Source organism: Nocardia altamirensis NBRC 108246 (assembly GCF_001612685.1).
GTDB lineage: Bacteria > Actinomycetota > Actinomycetes > Mycobacteriales > Mycobacteriaceae > Nocardia > Nocardia altamirensis.
Map to the genome: position 1 here is coordinate 42,198 of NZ_BDAY01000035.1, position 16,133 is coordinate 58,330.

Genomic DNA, 16,133 nt, shown 5'->3' on the forward strand with positions numbered 1-16,133 from the left:
GATGGGGATCAGTAGCCGTATGGCACTGGTCCCCATTGGCTGAACCCGTGACCCATCGACGTGCATACCGCAGTGCCGTTGAAGGTGATTTGGCAGTTCGCTCCGGCGTAGGTGACCGAGTACTGCGGGTCGTGATAGCTCACCGGGTTGATGCGTGCCAACGGCGGGTTTCCACCGGGCAGTGTGTGACTGCCGTTGGAGTTCCATTGGGGGTGTGCGGGCGTCATCGCCGAATCGATGACGATGGCAGGCACATTCGGCAGCGACACCTGCATTCCGGCGTAAAGCACATTCATGGACGCGGCGGGAGTCGTGAGGTCGCAGCCGACAGCGCCGTTCGCGCCGATCGAGCAGTTCCACCCGCCAAGGGCGAAATATGCGCTGCCGTTGACCATTGCCGGTCCCGGCGCCTCCTGCGCGTGTGCGACGCCGAACCAGCTTACGCACAGAACAATCGCGAGAATTCCTCCGCAAACTCGCGCGACGGCAACTTTCACACCCCTGAACACGGAATCTCCCTAGATGCGCGACAAGTAACAGGTCGAGTCGGCCCTAGAAGGTAAAATATCACTTTACGGCGCAAAAGCAATAATTCTGTCGAGGGGGCTTCCGCGGAATTCGCTGTGGTTGGCGAGGTTCGGGTCATGCGGCCGGTGCGATCACGCCTCATGAATGGTCGGACCGACGCCACGCGGCGAGATCCGCGTGGAGCGCGGCCAAGGCGCTGTGGCTGGAGCGGTACATCCCATAGAGCGGACGCAGCCGATCGGCTTGCTCCGACGGCACGAACGTGCGCGCGACGTGAACCGTTGCGGCAGCAGCGGATTCGATGTCGGGATAGATCCCGATGCCCACCGCGCCGAGCAACGCCGCGCCCAACACGGCGCTGTCGCGCACCCGCAGGCTCTCGACCGGACGCTCCAGCACGTCGGCATGGATTTGCGCCCACAACGCGCTGCGCGCCCCGCCGCCCGAGAACGTCACACTGGGCACCGAACGCCCGCAGGCAATCTCGACACCGCCGAGCACGTGCCTGCCCGACATCGCAACGCCCTGCAGCACCGCCAGCGACAGGTCCGCCGTGGTGGTCGCCGAGCTCATCCCGAGGAAGCTTGCCCGAATGTCGGCGTCCCACAGCGGCGCTCGCTCGCCGGAGAGGTGGGGAGTGAAGATCACGCCTGGCGTGCCTGCCGCCGCCGAGTCGAAAACGTCCTCGATGCGCAACCCGGCGACCCGGCTCCACCAGCGCACCGCATCGCCGCCGGCCTGGGTCGGCCCGGCGTGCACGTAATAGCCGTGCCGCAGTGGAAAAGTCACGATGCCGGGCGCGGGGTGCGCTTGCTCCGAGGCGCCTGCGACGACCAGCGATGTCCCGCATGAGACCATCCCGCGACCGGGTTCGGTGGCGTGGCTGCCGAATACGGCGCTGTAGGCGTCCATGGTGCCGACCACGACGTCGGCCGAGTCGGCTCGGCCGAGTCGCGTTTCTGGTTCCAGGATCTCCGGCAGTCTGCCCGCGAGACCGTCGACGAGGCCTACCGCGTCGGGAAGGTAGCCCTGCGGGCCTGCCACGCGGACGCCGGAGAGCAGATCGGTCGCGACCCGGCCCGTCAGTTGCGCAGCGACGAAGTCTTTGGGGCCGAGCACCCACCGCGTCTTCGCCCAGGCGGACGGATTCGCCGTGGCAAACCATTGCGCACGAGCTCCGACGAACGAGGCGTCGAGGGTGATGGGGGAACCCCAGATACGAACCTTGTCCTCGGCGGTGAAACGGGCATCGAGCTCGGCGGCGATGTCGGCGCAGCGCTGGTCCTGCCAGACGATGGCGGGCCCGAGCGGCTGCAGCTGGTCGTCGGTGAACATGTGGGTATTCACCTGGCTCGTCAGCCCGATCGCCCGCACCGACCCCGCAGGCACCGCGGACAGGACCGCGCGCATACCGTCGACACAGCCGCGCCACCAGTCCCACGCATCCTGCTCTGCCCAGCCGGGCCGCGGCCTGCTGATCGGATACGGCGTGGAGTGCTCGGCGAGCGGCTGCCCGTCCGCCGTGAACACGGCGACCTTGACCGCCGTAGTGCCGATGTCGATACCAAGCAACAACGTGCCCGATCCCGCAGCGTCCCTACCGATGTCGGATCCATCCACGAGTCGCATCCTCGCATCTAAGCGCCCGTCGGAACCTGCCGGAGCGGGTGATCACTTCATGCGTCGGTGGTCAGGCGGGGCAGGTGCGGTGCGGTGTCTGGCTGGGTGACCGCTACGGTGTTGCCGCCGCGGCGTTTGGCTTCGTACATCGCGATATCGGAGCACCGCAACGCGTAGTGGCTCGGGTGCGGGTCGGCCGGTGGGGGAATCAGGAATACCGTGATCCCGACGCTGGCGGTGACCGGGACGGGCAGGTCGGGTGTGGTTTCCACGGCCTGGCGCAGCCGTTCCGCCAGCACCGATGCCGGGTCGTCACGGAGATAGCCTGCGACGACGAATTCCTCGCCACCCGCGCGCGCGACGAGAGCATCGGGGTCGGCGGCGGCGCGGACCCGGTTCGCGATCCGGATCAGGACCTCGTCGCCTGCCGCGTGACCGAACTCGTCGTTGATGTGTTTGAACCGGTCCATGTCCAGGGTCGCCACATACACCGGGCCGCGGTGGTGCGCGTCGAAGTATCGGGGGAGGAAGGTGTCGAGGGCCCTCCGGTTCCAGAGTTTGGTCAGGGGATCGGACAGGGAGTCGCGGCGCAGCAGCCAGTGGCCGAAATGCGAGACCGGCAGCGCGACAACGGTGGCGGCGACCATGCCGAGGATCAATGCGGCGCCGAAGGCGTAATCGCCTGCGGCGCCGCCGGATCGGGCCGAATCGTCGGTCACCATCAATGCGGTCACCGCCAACACCGACGCCACCGACCAGCAGACGTGCAGGATCAGCGCGCGTGGGCCGAGGAAGAGCAGGTATCCGCCGGGGATGATCAGCGTTGCCGTCGCGATCGCTCCGTACACATGGTTGTGCACGGTCAGCGCGGAGACGGTGATGACCAGATCGGCGCACGCGATCATCACCAGCGATTCGGTTTCGCTCGGCCAGGGCAACAACCACCAGCGCAACGTCCAATACACCGCAACGACCGCGGTGACCACGGCCACCGTCTTCCCGACCGGTCCGTGGAAGCCGCCGGGCGATGCCGACATGCACAGGCTCATCGCCAGCAGCACCGCACCGCCGATGCCGATCATGAACCTCGTCAGGCCGAGGGCGGCGTGGGATTCGAATGCGGCGACTATCGCGCGGTAGTCGACCCGGTCGCGCCACCAGGCAAACAGCAGAAATCGGGTATCGGCCATCGAGTCACCACTTTCAAGTGGACAACGAGCACCTTCAACCGCAGGACAGGAGACGCCAACTGCATGCACACATGGAGCAGAAGAGAGGTAGGGCGACGATACTCTGAGCATTCTATGCGGACACTGTGTCCTGCATCACGCTGACCTGGTTGCCGGGGGCCGCGCGATACCGGCTCCATGAGACCCGACCGGGAGAGTCCCGCTCAGGGTGAGTAGTGGTGGAATGCGGGTATGCGAGATCGAGTGGTGCAGTACGCATGTGCTCGCGCGGGTGGTGTGGAACCCTTGGTCGAGTCGAACTGCGGCCAGTGAACTGGGAGAGCTCCGATGCCGTTTCTGCTGATCAAAGGCGTGTTCCGCGCCAAGGGCGCACAGCCCGATGGTGATTCGGTGCGATTCAAGCCCGACACGGTGGCTGATTGGGACTTGGTCGGCGGGGAAACGCCGGTCAAGCGCAACGCCTCGGGTGCGGCACAGTTGCGTCTGGACGGGATCGACTCGCTGGAAACTCACTACACGCCCCTACACGGCACCCGCATGCACCAGCCGCTGCCATTGGCGCGGGCGGCGGCCGACGAACTGCTGGACTGGCTCGGATTCACGGGCGTCGAGCGGGATGCCCAGGAAACGGTCACCGCGTGCGATCAGGACGAAGTACCCGGCTTCATCCTGACCCGAAGCGCCGACCTGTACGGTCGCTGCATCGCCATCGCCGGACGTGGCGAAGCACCCGCAGCCTCGGGCAGTCAGGTCTTCGTCGATCCCGAGCTCTTGCGTACCACCCTCAATCAACACCAGCTGAGCATCGGTCTGGCCTACCCGACCTACTACCGCAACCTGTTTCCCGAACTCCGCAACGAACTCAGCGCCGCTGTCGCCACCGCGATCGCCGCCAAGCTCGGCGTCTGGGCGGTCGATGTGACAACCTCGGGCGCGATCGTCGCGACCGAAACCTCGCTCACCGACGACCTGGTCGTCCTCCCGAAGTTGTTCCGGCGCATGGCCGACTATCTGCAGCTCGGCGCGGGAGACCTGTCCTTGGCGGGTTTCCCGGACTTCCTGGCTCAAGCGAAGGACCGGTTCTTCATCCTGTCCACCGGACACTCCACCACCGGCCTCGACGCCATCACCGAGGTCGACGGGAACACGGTTCGAATGACGCACGCCGCAACGGATCTCGTGTTCGACGAAAAATGAACTCGAGGATTCCCGAGACCTCAGCGCTCGGTCTGCTTCGCCGGTAGTGCGGCTCGGCGTCCGGTCGGTAAGTAGCTCGCGCGCACCGGATTACACCCTCCTATGGTGAGCATAGGCATATACCGATGCCATGCCGATGCCGTCGTGCGCGGTTCGAGGCAAGGTCGCAGGGGCTGCGGTGCCGATCGGCGCGAGCCGAGGCGCCGCTGCTGCCAACGTCCCATGCCGGAAGGCTCCGCCAGTGCCCATCTCGTCGCCGAATCCTGCCGTGTCAACGAGCACGCTGCCGCACCATGGCTCGCCGGTCGGTCCCGCCCCCGATCGGGTTGCGCTGTATCGCCCGGAGTTCGCCGCCGATCCACATCGGGCCTACGCCACGATGCGCGCCGAGTACGGCGGGCTGGTTCCGGTGGAGCTGGCGCCGGAGGTGCCTGCGACGCTGGTGATCGACTATCGCATCGCGTTGCGGATTCTGCATGACCCCGAGCGGTTTCCGGCCGATCCACGCGGCTGGCAGCACTCGGTGCCCGCCGACAGTCCGGTGCTGCCCATGCTGGAGTGGCGGCCGAATGCCTTGCGCAGCGCCGGATTCGAGCACGCACGATACCGATTGGTGAACACCGCGGCGATCGGCGCCACCGATCTGCGCGAATTGCGTGCCACGGTAGGGACTTTGGCGGACACGTTGATCGAGCGGTTCGGTCGGACCGGCAGCGCGGATCTGGTGCGAGAGTACGCGGGACCGCTGGCGTTCGGCGTCGTCAACGACATGCTCGGCTGCCCGCCGGAGATCGGCGAGCGGATCGCGCGGGGTATGGCCGCGATCTTCGAAGGCGCGGATGCCGCGGCGGGCAACGAGCTGCTCACGCAGGCGCTGATGGACCTCGTCGCCCACAAGCGCGCCACACCGGGGGAGGACATCGCCACGCGACTACTGACCCATCAACTCGGCTTGAGCGACCTGGAGCTGGTCCACCAGCTCGTCGTGCTCTACGGGGCGGGGATCGAACCGCTGCAGAACCTCGTCCTCAACACGTTGCTCCTGATCCTCGAAGACGAGCGATTCGGTGGTGACCTGCTCGGCGGCAGCCTGTCGACCAGGGACGCGCTCGACGAGGTGCTGTTCACCGATCCGCCCATGGCGAACTTCTGCATCAGCTATCCGCGTCAGCCGGTGCTCGTCGACGACGTGTGGTTGCCCGCGCACCAGCCGGTGGTGATCAGCATGGCCGCCTGCAACAACGACCCGGCGATCCGCACCGAGGACCGCACCGGCAACCGATCGCATCTGGCGTGGAGCGCCGGACCGCACGCATGCCCCGCGCGCTCCGCAGCCTACTTGGTCGCCCAGGAAGCAGTCGACCACCTGCTCGACGTGCTGCCCGATCTCCAATTGGCAATCCCCGCAACCGATTTGGTCTGGCGCCCCGGACCGTTCCACCGGGCGTTGGCAGCACTGTCGGTGACATTTCCGCCGATACCGGCGTGAGCGGTATCAGGACACGTTCAGAGGCTTTCAGCCCTTGATCGTTGCGGTGTAGGTGCTGTTGAGGCAGGTGAACCCGCCGTCCCCACCCCCGAATCTCAGCTTCCGACAACATGTTACGAGCCGATCCGAAACTTGATCAGTCAGTCGTTCAACGGACAAGCAGCAGGATGATGGTCATTCCCGGCGATCGGATCGTCTCGGCGACGTCGTAGGTGTCGCGCAGGGCGGATACTTTGTCAGGTGGCATCGGCTTGGCTCGGGTGACGGGATCCACGGTGTACGGCCCCGCTTGGTCGCCGGCCATGACCATCCAGAGCCGCGCGGGTGGCTGCGGCGTGAGACAGGCTGCGTAGTCGGCACATTCGGTGGCGAACAGGTCATTACGCTCGGTTGCGGTCTGCGCCAGGAAGACATCGCGTGGCAGTGGGTTAGCGCGCGTGTAGTAGGCGAGTCCGGTGTCGAGAAGCCAGAAGTCGCGGCCGCCGTAGACGAGGCCGTCGTTCGGCCGTTGCCGAGTGGCGATCAGTTTCGCTGCCTCGGCGTAGCCGGTGTGGTTGGCAGGTTGGTTGGCGAGCAGGTTGACCGCGGGATACAGCTCATGGTCGTGGGATCCGAGCGTCCGTGCCGCCACCTGGTCGGACAGACCGACCAGCGCCAGTGCCGCAAGTCCGCATGCGGCGGCGATCCGCCAGCGGACAGCGGCCAATGCGGCGCCGGCCAGGACGGACCACGTCGGCAGGGTGAAGAGCAGATACCGCGGCAGCTAGTACGACGTCCCGACCCGAGACATGACCCAGATGGCGAGCACGGGAAGAACTGCGACCGCGGTGACAGCTGCGACCTTTGCCCGGTCGCGTCGCAACCACGCGAGCGCCGCTAGCACCAACACGGCATAGGCCACCGGCGCGGATCGGAAGACCTGCGTCCACAGCCCGCCGCCTTGCGCGAAAGGATGGTCGACACCCAGCAAGGCAAGCAGCGACGGCCGTGGAATCCACGTGATCTGCCTGGCCTGCTGCCCCAGACCGAGGATCAGCAGCGGGAGCAGGGCGAGCAGCGCGGCTGCGGTGACCACCCCTGCGCGCATGAGCCGTTGTTCCCGAGATCGCCACCATACGACGAACACCACCGCGAGATGCCCGGCAAGGATGGCCAGCGCCACCATATTGGTGAGCCCGACGAGGACGATCGCCGCACCGTAGCGCAGCCACCGCCACCATCCTGGGTCGTCCAGCGCGGCGAGCAGCAGGAAGGTCGCCAGCGCACAGGCGAACATCAGCAGGGCGTATGGGCGCGCCTCCTGGGCCATCCTGGAAACCTCTGGCACCAGAACGAATATCAGCCCTGCCAGGAATCCTGCCCATCGGCCGAACAGCCGAGCACCGATCAGTGACACCATGCCTGCCGCCGCGGCTGCGGCAAGCAACGATGGCGCCCGCATGCTTACGGCGGAATCGCCGAACACTGCAATCCAACCGTGCATGACCAGGTAGTACGGGGCGTGGACACCGTCGACGTTGCTCGCCAGCGAGAGGATCTGGGGCACCGAGCGCGTCGCCGCGCTCCACGTCGCCAACTCGTCGCGCCACAACTCGGGTACGCCGATCCCCACCATGCCAACCAGCAGCATGAGGAGGCCGGACGAGACCCATCCTGCCTGCTCGAGCACCGCGGCCGACCTCGGCGGACATACTCGTGCCGACGGCGGCGCGGAGACGGAACTCTTTTCTGTCACAGGGAATTCGTCCTCCTTCCGGTCCAGGAGTATGTGAGGACTAGCGCAGAGTAGCGGGCAAATGATCAGCTAACAAGAGGGTCGCCAGCGGATCGCATCCACGTTGGCGACAGTCTGGCGTGCGCGCATGGGTTGACCGCGGACAGTGAATCAACCACGGCCACATGATCATCCCGCGCGGGGGGCGCCTCGATTGTGTTTGGTTCGCTGCACAAGTCCGTCCGTATTGCGCAAACATATTGACAAATAGCCGAAAGAGGGCGTGCATTTTGCGGGCGCAAGTCATTGGTTACCGCACGGTTCGTTTGGTGTCAGTTCAGTAGGGGTCGGGGCATGTTGCGGCGAAGCCGCAGTGTTGGTGCTGGTAGGGGCGATGCGGTGCATGGTGCGGGCACCAGCCAGAGCCCTCCTTTTCGACGCCGAGTCCTCTACTATTAATTGGATTGAACCGAACGGCTGCGTGCCTCGTATCTCTCACGGGGGGCGACCGAGAGCAGGCTTGGGAATGGCTGAGTGCGTAGTCCCACCGAAACGAGCGAGCCTGCGGGAATCTGGTGTCCCTTGCCCTTCCCCGGTGCCGGTTGCCGCATATGTGCCGGTGCTGTCTGCCGCCTGCGTCCATCAAGACGTCCGATGATGGAATGAGGAAATATCACATGACAAATCAGAGAAGCTCCGGGCGGATTCGATCCGCGCTACGCAATCCAATTACCTGGATCGTGGTAGTGGTCGTAGTGGTCGCACTCGCTGTCGGCGGCCCCTTTATCTACCTTCGAATGGTCAGCGCGAACAACCCGGACCCATTGAGCTTCAATGATCTGGCGACCTCGAGCGGCCCACCGCGGACGACGACGATGCCGCCGGTGCCGACGACCGATGCAGCGAGTGTGACGCCGTCCATCGCCGCACTGCCCACGGCGGAATCCCCGGTTCCACCGCCACCCGAGGCCCCGGCACCGCCACCACCACCAGCTCCGGCACCACCGCCACCGCCCGTCGCGCTGGCTCCGCCGCCGCCCCCTCCCGCACCGAGTAGTCCGATCGCGGGAACATGGACCGTCGGTTCCGGCACGGAGGCCCGTTGGGCCACCGACGACACGATCATGGGACAGACGACCCGGGTGATCGGCCGGACCTACGATGTTTCGGGATCGATCCAGGTCGATGGCCTGACTATCACGTCAGCGAACATGACGGTCAATATGCAAACCGCGAACTGCGACTGCATGCATGATCCGGCCTACCATCAAATGCTGGAGACGGGCAAGTTCCCGACGTCGTCGTTCGTGCTGACGAGTCCTATTGTCTTCCCGTCGGTTCCGACCGCAGGCGCGACGGTCAGCGTCCCCGCCACCGGCCGGTTCACCGTCCATGGCGTCACTCGCACGGTGACCTTCAATTTCGAAACCACCGAGGTCGGTCAGCGTCTCGCGTTCAAGACCAGCATCCCGGTCGAACCGGCCGATTTCAGCATCCAGCCCCCGATCAGCAGTAACCCGTTGGGCAGCATCTCCAACACCACCATCGACTTGCTGATCGCTTTCGAAAGGTCCTGACCTGAATTGCGTCCGGCAGGACGATTGATCATGGTGTAGCGCAACGCAGTTGGGACGGCCCGCCACTTCGGCGGACCGTCCCTTACCAGGTGCCGCGCTTGGCTTGCTCGCGTTCTATCGCCTCGAACAGCGCCTTGAAATTACCCTTGCCGAAGCCGAGCGAGCCGCGTCGCTCGATCAGCTCGAAAAACACGGTCGGGCGGTCCTGCACCGGCTTGGTAAAGATCTGCAAGAGGTAACCGTTCTCGTCCCGATCAGCCAGGATCTGCAGGTCGCGCAGTTGTTGAATCGGCGCCCGGATCGACCCGACCCGTTCGGCGAGGGTGTCATAGTACGAATCCGGCGTAGCCAAAAACTCCACGCCCATCTCACGCATCGCCCGCACACTCGCGACGATGTCATCGGTAGCAAGGGCCACGTGCTGCACACCAGGTCCGCCGTAGTACTCGAGGTACTCCTCGATCTGGGATTTCCTTGTGCCCGAAGCGGGTTCGTTGATCGGGAACTTGACCCGGCGGTTGCCGCTGGCCACCACCTTGGACATCAGCGCCGAGTACTCGGTGGCGATGTCGTCGCCGATGAACTCGGCCATGTTGGTGAATCCCATGACGCGACGGTAGAACTCGACCCATTCGTCCATCCGCTCGACGTTGCCGACGCAGTGGTCGATCGACTGGAAGTACCGATCCGGATGATGCGCGGGTTTGGCGGGAAAGAGCGGTTTCGCCTCGACGAAGCCGGGCAGAAACGGGCCGTCGTAGCGGGACCGGTCCACCAACGTGTGCTGCGTATCGCCGTAGGTCGCGAGCGTGGCGACGCGGACGGTGCCGTGTCCGTCGTGGAGTTCCTCCGGTGGGCGCAACACGGTGGCGCCGCGAGTCCGCGCGTAATCGATCGCCTTGTCTGCGTCGGGTACCTGGATCGCCAGGTCGGCGATGCCGTCACCGTGCCGTGCCACCGATTCACCAACCACCGTTCCGGCCCGCACCTCGCCGGCCATGACAAATCGGGTCTCACCGGAAGTCAGGACATACTCGGCGATGTCCGGGCAGCCGGTCTCCGGCCCCCGGTAGGCGACGAGGGTCATGCCGAACGCCGCCGAATAGTAGTAGGCGGCCTGCTTGGCATTGCCGACGTGGAATCGCACATGGTCGATGCCGATCACGGGGAACGGGTCGGCCGAATCATCGTGCGCCCCAGCATCTGTCGCGTCCGTTGCGGTGCTCGAGCTCATTCGCCTGCCTGCTATCCGAGTTCGAGTGTCGTCACGATGCCTGCTCATCCTGTGTTGCTCCGGTGGCCGGGCGGACGCCGACGATCAGCCCGAAAACCCAGATCAGGTAGATCGCCATGGTGATGGCATAGACGGTCAGTCCGTTGTTCCAGGCTGGTTGGTCCTGGTCGAGCAGTGTATGGATCACCAGTCCGGTCATGGCCGCGCACACCATGCTCGGTAGCTGGATCGAGGCCAGGAAGGTGATTCGGTTTGCGACGCTTGGCTTTTCCATGCCGCCGGTGAGCAGCTTCCAGCCCACCCACGCCGGTAGTGCCGCGGTGAGGAGCATTGCCACGGTGACCGGTAGGGGGAGGGCGCCGACGATCCCGAGCACCGCGAGGGCGAGATAACACAGCACTTGTCCGCCCGTATAGAGCCGCACGATCATGTTGGGCCCCAACACAACTGCTGCCGTCCGCTTGTTGGTCTTCCGGTCGCCTTCGATATCGGACAAGTTCATGATGAACTGGCGCAGCACCTGGACGCACAAAATGGGTATGACGATACTCAGCAGGAGTCCGGAGACGGATCCCGCGTAGAAGTAGTAGCTGAGTATGGGAACCAGTCCGTAGAGGCAGATTCCGGATGTCAGCTCGCCGAGTCCGTGGTAGTTGAGCCGGAATGGCGGGGCGGTGTAGAACCAGGCCAGCGCAAGCAGCAGCACAACGAACTCGCGGACAACAACATCGGGAACCGCGGAAATGATGAAGAACGCCGCGAATACCAGGACGAAAGCTGAGCTCAGGCTGGTTTCCGGTTTCACGAGACCCTCGACGAGAACACGACTTCCGCCGGTCCACTGGGTATGCGATGAATTGGCGCGATCCGCAGGCAGATCGAAGTACTCGTTGCAGTAGTGCACCATGAGATGGCTGGTCCACGCGAGCGCGATACCTACGGCGTACCACCCCAAACTGAGTGGATGACCGTCGTGGTCGGCCGCGAGCATGCCCAAGCCGAGCGCCGCCGCGCTTTGCAGGAGGAACCTGGGGCGGCCTAGCCGGACGAATGCCTTCAGCCGTACCGAGCGTGGAGCCTCGGTACTGGTGAGTGTGTCACCACTTTCGATCTCGGCTTCCATCGGTACCTCACTGTTCGGCTGGAACGACAGAGCTACAGCGTTCGCTCCGTGGCGTAGTGCGCGACTTTCATGAGCCGGCCACGACTGGGCGAATCGGGTAACGAGAACAACCGCTGCACCGCAGACGACACGTGCTCTCGCGCCATCTCCCACGAACACTCCAGTGCGCCAGCGCTTTCGAGGAGAGTCACCACGGACTCGAACGATTCGTTCCGGTAGCGCTCGACGACAACGGAGCGCGGGACATCCAACGCACGGCTCGCCAGGATGATCGGCAAGGTGGGTCGGCTGTTCTCCAGATCGCTGGTGATCGGCTTGCCCACATCGTGTTCGGTTTCCGTGAAAGGCAGGAGATCGTCCCTGATTTGGAACGCTATCCCGAGTTGCTCACCGTAATCTCCGAGCACGGCCACCTCGTCCGCGGTTCCCCCGGCCAGAATCGCGCCGATCTCACAGGATCCCCGAAACGCCGCGGCGGTCTTGTTGCGGACCATCTCCAGGTAGCTGTCGAGATCACACTCGCTACGTCCACTCAGTCGGTCTTCCAGGAGCTGTCCGAGGCACATGGCGCAGATCGCTTGGGAGGCATGCTGAATCGCGCGGATCACGTTCGTCTCGGGAACACCGAGCTGGCTGCTGTAGGTCAACGCGTCGAACAGCGAGCTGATCATGGCGTCGCCGGAAACGATGGCCGCGTTGACTCCGTACTTGTCGAACACCGAAGCGCGCCCGCGGCGCATCAAGTCGCCGTCGATCACGTCGTCCTGGACGAGACTGCCCACGTGCGCCAGCTCGAGGCCTGCTGCGGCGCGAACCACGATTCTGGGGTGGCCGCCCAGGGCCGTTGCGGACTCCATGCAGAGCAGCGGTCGAAGGAGTTTCCCGGCAGGGAGCAGCGCATAGCTGCACACCTCGCTCAGCCGGTCATCCAAACCCGCTGAGCACAGCCGCAATTCGATGATCAGCTGATCGGTGTACTCCTGCCATAGCTCGTCGATCATCGGTACCCAGGGCGGCGGACCGACCGCATCGGTGCCGTCCTGTTGTGAGACCACGGCTCACTACCTCTCTCGTTCTGCGGAGTCGCCAGATTCGGTTGCGGCGCCCAGTGCCTGATACCGGCCGAGTGCGCTCAGCGGGAAGACGATGCTGTAGGAGCTGTAGTGGATGTAGACGCCATCGGGGAGTCCGGTTCCGGTGAACTGAGGTTCGTCCCACCCTCCGTCGGCGCGTTGCGTCTGGATCAGCCAGTCGATGCCACGGTCCACAGCCGGGGATCGGCCTGATGCGGCGATCAGGGCGAGCAGCGCCCACGCGGTCTGCGATGCGGTGGAGGTCCCGGAACCGATCCACTTCGGGTCGACATAGGACAGCGGATCCTCGCCCCAGCCTCCGTCGGAGTTCTGGTGCTCCTCCAGCCAGTGCACGGCTCGCTGGATGGCGTTGTGCTTCGCGGGCAGGCCCGCGGCGACCAACGCGGGCACCACGGCGCCCGTGCCGTACACATAATTGACACCCCACCGGCCGAACCACGATCCGTCGGCCTCCTGATGATCCAGCAGCCAGCGCACCCCGTGGTCGACCCGATCGGCGTGCCGTTCGCCGTGCTCGGCCAGCATCTCGACCATGTGCGCGGTCACATCGGCCGAGGGAGGATCGGTCACGTCGGCGAATTCGTTGAACGGCAGCCGCTTGACCAGCGTCTCGGTGTTGTCGGCGTCGAAAGCGGCCCAGCCGCCGTCGCGCGACTGCATGCCCGCGCCCCACGCCACACCGCGCTGCACCGCCGAATCGGAACCGTGGAGCCGGGTCAGTGCCCGGACTACCACGGACGTGTCATCGAGGTCGGGATAGTAGCTATTGACGAACTCGAAAGACCAGCCACCGGGAGTCAGCCCGGGACGGCGCTTGGCCCAATCACCTACAGTTCTGACCTCCTGGGTCAACAACCACTCACCGGCCCGTTTGAGGGCGGGGTGATCAGTGTCCATGCCCGCATCGGTGAGCGCGAGCACAGACAGTCCCGTGTCCCACACCGGCCCCTGCATCATCTGGATCCACTGCGCAGGGCCATGCGGGGTTTCTTCGTGAACCACGTAAGTGTCGAGGTTGCGCAGCCCGGCGGCCATCACCGGATGATCCACGGGCAGGCCGAGCACCGACAGCGCGGCAATCGAGTACAGGTTCAGTTGCTGTACGCCTGCCCAGCTTCCATCGGAGTCCTGCCGCTCGATGATCCACTGTTCCGCACGTCGTAATGCCGTCTGCCGCAAGGGTTTCAGCGGCAGTCGCTGATAGGCCTGCAACAGGTAGTCCGCGCCGTAGAACGCGCGGCTCACCAAGTCGGTGGGGCGTTGCCGCGTCGAGACGTCGCCTGCCAGGTCGGTGAGGGTGAATCCCACCGAATGCACCGGCCGGAAATGGCCGATCACGGCGAGCGGTACGACGATGTGTCGCGTCCAATTGGCCCAGGAATAGATGTTCAGCGGTGCCCACGTCGGCAACAAGGTCAGTTCGGGCGGCAGGACCGGAATGTCATCCCAGGACCACAGGCCCAACATGGCCAGCCAGAATCGGGTGATAACACTGGCCTGCGCCACGCCGCCGTTGTCCCGAATCCAACTGGCCGTCCGAAGGAGATGGGGTTCGTCCGCGCTGTCACCGCAGATTCGCAGCGCGACATAAACTGTCACGGTCGTGGACAGGTCGCCGGGCCCGGCGTGGTATTTCGCCCAGGTGCCGTCGGATCGCTGCTGCGAGCGCAGCCACCGTGCCAATTCGGCGGCCTTGGTCTCGTCCCGGATTCCCAGAAATTCTCGTAAGAACAGGTCCCCGGATTCGTTGATGGCGCAGGTCGCGAGCGGCTGGCACCACCATCCTTCTGGCGACTGCAACCCAAGTAGGTGATCGAGGCTCCGGCGAAGAGCATCGGCGACTGCCGATTCCCACTCGATCTTGTCGGGGCTCATAGCTCTAAGACGATACCGGACCGCGGTGTAGGGCACCCGGTATTGCCTCGTACCCGATGTATTTTTGAGATGAATGGTGATAGGCCATGCGGGTCAACGAGATTCGGGATGCTACAGCGATTGATACAGTTGTCGAAGTGCTTAAATTGTTGGGTCCCAATATGTTACGGCGCACAGATGAGTCGGTGATGCGGAAACGTCGGTGCGTTCGGCGGAGGCCAGGGTACGGCAATTGTGTTAGAGGAGATGGTGGTTGGGGTTCGGTGGGGCGATCTCGGCTGCGGGCGTCGCGGTGCGATCATCCAGCACGACAGCATTGCCGCCCTGTTGTTTAGCCCGGTACATCGCGGTGTCGGCGCGGTGGAGAAGGTCGGTGACCGACTCGTCGGCCGGATCGTGGCCAGCGTTGTCGGTGTCGAGGACGGCGACGCCGATGCTGGCGGTGACGGGGGCGGGGCCGGTTGGTTGGGCGATGGCGTCGCGCAGTCTGGCGGCGGTGGCGCACGCGGCCGTCATGGGCACTCGGGTGAGGATGGCGAACTCTTCACCACCGGTGCGGGCCACAAGTGCGCTCGGCGGGGCGATGGTGCGGAGCAGCCCAGCCGTATGCGCCAGCACAGTGTCGCCGACGTGGTGGCCGAATTTGTCGTTGATGCTCTTGAAGCGATCGAGGTCGATCACGATCGCGCAGAGCGTTGACGGACTGTCCTGTTCGATCACGTGTGGTGCGCGGAATTCCAGTCCTCGCCTGCTCAACAGGCCGGTGAGGGCATCCGACAGTTTGTCCTCCCACACCAGCCATAGACCGAAGTGGAGCGCAGGCAATGCGCCGATATTGATCGACACCGCTGCCGCGATGGTCGCGAAGGCAGCGACGGCGGTATCTCCTTTCAGTAAGGGAAGCCACAGCATCAGAACGGTCGCCACGGTCCAGAATGCGTGTGCGACAAGAGCTCTGGCGGTATGGAAGATCATGAAGTAGAGGCCGATGGCGAGCAGGAGGATGATCCCTGCCGACCTTCCGAGGAAATAGTCGCCCTGCACGCACACTGCGGTAATGGCTACGTCCGCGACGGCGAACAGTGCCAACGACTGCGTGGCCGTTGGTAGCGGCAGTGCCCACCAGCGCAGTGCCCACAGCGCCGCCGCGGCAGCGCCGACGATCACCAGGGTGCGGTCCACCGTATTGGTCGGACCGGCCGATGACAGTGCGGCGAAGACCAGGACAACGCTCAGGACTGCCCCCGCTGCCCCGGCGACAGCTTTCATCCAGCCGACCGCGGAATGGTCGACCAGGGCTTTCATCAGCATCGGGTAGTGGTCACGATCGTGCCACCAAGAGTCAGCCATCTCTCGGTTGTCCATGAACGGCCTCCTGGTATCACCCGACGAGTGCCAAATCCGTACTGAGCCGATCGATGATGCGAGCAACCAATGATAACGGTCTATTAGCTGTGCGTCGCGCGATGTGGTGCTGCATCGTCGATGCGTT

The 16,133-nt window shown here is 64.7% G+C and carries 14 protein-coding genes; 3 read left to right on the forward strand and 11 right to left on the reverse strand.

What is annotated here, in order from left to right; genetic code table 11:
• Positions 1-8 precede the first annotated feature (8 nt).
• The 3 genes from NA11_RS19370 to NA11_RS19380 form a co-directional block, all read right to left on the reverse strand.
• Positions 9-395 carry a hypothetical protein gene (locus NA11_RS19370; RefSeq protein ID WP_069163344.1) on the reverse strand — a complete coding sequence of 129 codons (387 nt, stop codon included), beginning with the start codon at positions 393-395 and terminating at the stop codon, positions 9-11.
• 271 nt (positions 396-666) lie between these two features.
• Positions 667-2,148, reverse strand: coding sequence for a xylulokinase (locus NA11_RS19375; protein WP_245745975.1), 1,482 nt, complete (start codon positions 2,146-2,148; stop codon positions 667-669).
• Between the two features lie 56 nt (positions 2,149-2,204).
• Positions 2,205-3,338, reverse strand: a complete 1,134-nt coding sequence (locus NA11_RS19380) for a GGDEF domain-containing protein (RefSeq protein ID WP_069163346.1) — start codon at positions 3,336-3,338, stop codon at positions 2,205-2,207.
• A 327-nt stretch (positions 3,339-3,665) separates the two neighbouring features.
• Between NA11_RS19380 and NA11_RS19385 the strand changes: the two genes are divergently transcribed.
• Together NA11_RS19385 and NA11_RS19390 are read left to right on the forward strand one after the other, a co-directional pair.
• Complete coding sequence (locus NA11_RS19385; RefSeq protein WP_069163347.1) at positions 3,666-4,535, forward strand: nuclease; 870 nt, start codon at positions 3,666-3,668, stop codon at positions 4,533-4,535.
• Positions 4,536-4,803: 268 nt separating this feature from the next.
• Positions 4,804-6,024 (forward strand): cytochrome P450 family protein, encoded by a 1,221-nt coding sequence (locus tag NA11_RS19390; protein ID WP_218023343.1) that lies wholly within the window; start codon positions 4,804-4,806, stop codon positions 6,022-6,024.
• A gap of 148 nt (positions 6,025-6,172) precedes the next feature.
• Here NA11_RS19390 and NA11_RS19395 read toward each other — a convergent pair whose 3' ends face one another.
• The 3 genes from NA11_RS19395 to NA11_RS46335 all read right to left on the reverse strand — a co-directional run bounded on the left by NA11_RS19395 (position 6,173) and on the right by NA11_RS46335 (position 8,675).
• Entirely contained in the window at positions 6,173-6,730 is a 558-nt protein-coding gene (locus NA11_RS19395; RefSeq protein ID WP_069163348.1) for a hypothetical protein, read from the reverse strand.
• A gap of 57 nt (positions 6,731-6,787) precedes the next feature.
• The gene (locus NA11_RS19400; RefSeq protein ID WP_141717705.1) at positions 6,788-7,759 is read right to left on the reverse strand and encodes a glycosyltransferase family 39 protein; all 972 of its coding nucleotides are present in this window, start codon (positions 7,757-7,759) and stop codon (positions 6,788-6,790) included.
• Between the two features lie 766 nt (positions 7,760-8,525).
• Positions 8,526-8,675, reverse strand: coding sequence for a hypothetical protein (locus NA11_RS46335; protein ID WP_218023344.1), 150 nt, complete (start codon positions 8,673-8,675; stop codon positions 8,526-8,528).
• Positions 8,676-8,862: 187 nt separating this feature from the next.
• Here NA11_RS46335 and NA11_RS46155 point away from each other — a divergent pair, with 187 nt between their 5' ends.
• Entirely contained in the window at positions 8,863-9,315 is a 453-nt protein-coding gene (locus tag NA11_RS46155; protein WP_069163351.1) for a YceI family protein, read from the forward strand.
• A gap of 82 nt (positions 9,316-9,397) precedes the next feature.
• On the opposite strand, the gene hppD is transcribed toward NA11_RS46155, so the two are convergent.
• The 5 genes from hppD to NA11_RS19435 form a co-directional block, all read right to left on the reverse strand.
• Positions 9,398-10,549, reverse strand: a complete 1,152-nt coding sequence (hppD, locus tag NA11_RS19415; protein WP_069163352.1) for a 4-hydroxyphenylpyruvate dioxygenase — start codon at positions 10,547-10,549, stop codon at positions 9,398-9,400.
• A gap of 31 nt (positions 10,550-10,580) precedes the next feature.
• Entirely contained in the window at positions 10,581-11,672 is a 1,092-nt protein-coding gene (locus tag NA11_RS19420; RefSeq protein WP_069163353.1) for a prenyltransferase, read from the reverse strand.
• A 32-nt stretch (positions 11,673-11,704) separates the two neighbouring features.
• The gene (locus NA11_RS19425; RefSeq protein WP_069163354.1) at positions 11,705-12,727 is read right to left on the reverse strand and encodes a polyprenyl synthetase family protein; all 1,023 of its coding nucleotides are present in this window, start codon (positions 12,725-12,727) and stop codon (positions 11,705-11,707) included.
• A gap of 6 nt (positions 12,728-12,733) precedes the next feature.
• On the reverse strand, positions 12,734-14,641 hold the full coding sequence (gene shc / locus NA11_RS19430) for a squalene--hopene cyclase (protein ID WP_069163355.1): 1,908 nt from the start codon (positions 14,639-14,641) through the stop codon (positions 12,734-12,736).
• Between the two features lie 237 nt (positions 14,642-14,878).
• Entirely contained in the window at positions 14,879-15,991 is a 1,113-nt protein-coding gene (locus tag NA11_RS19435) for a GGDEF domain-containing protein (RefSeq protein ID WP_167837678.1), read from the reverse strand.
• Positions 15,992-16,133 lie beyond the last annotated feature (142 nt).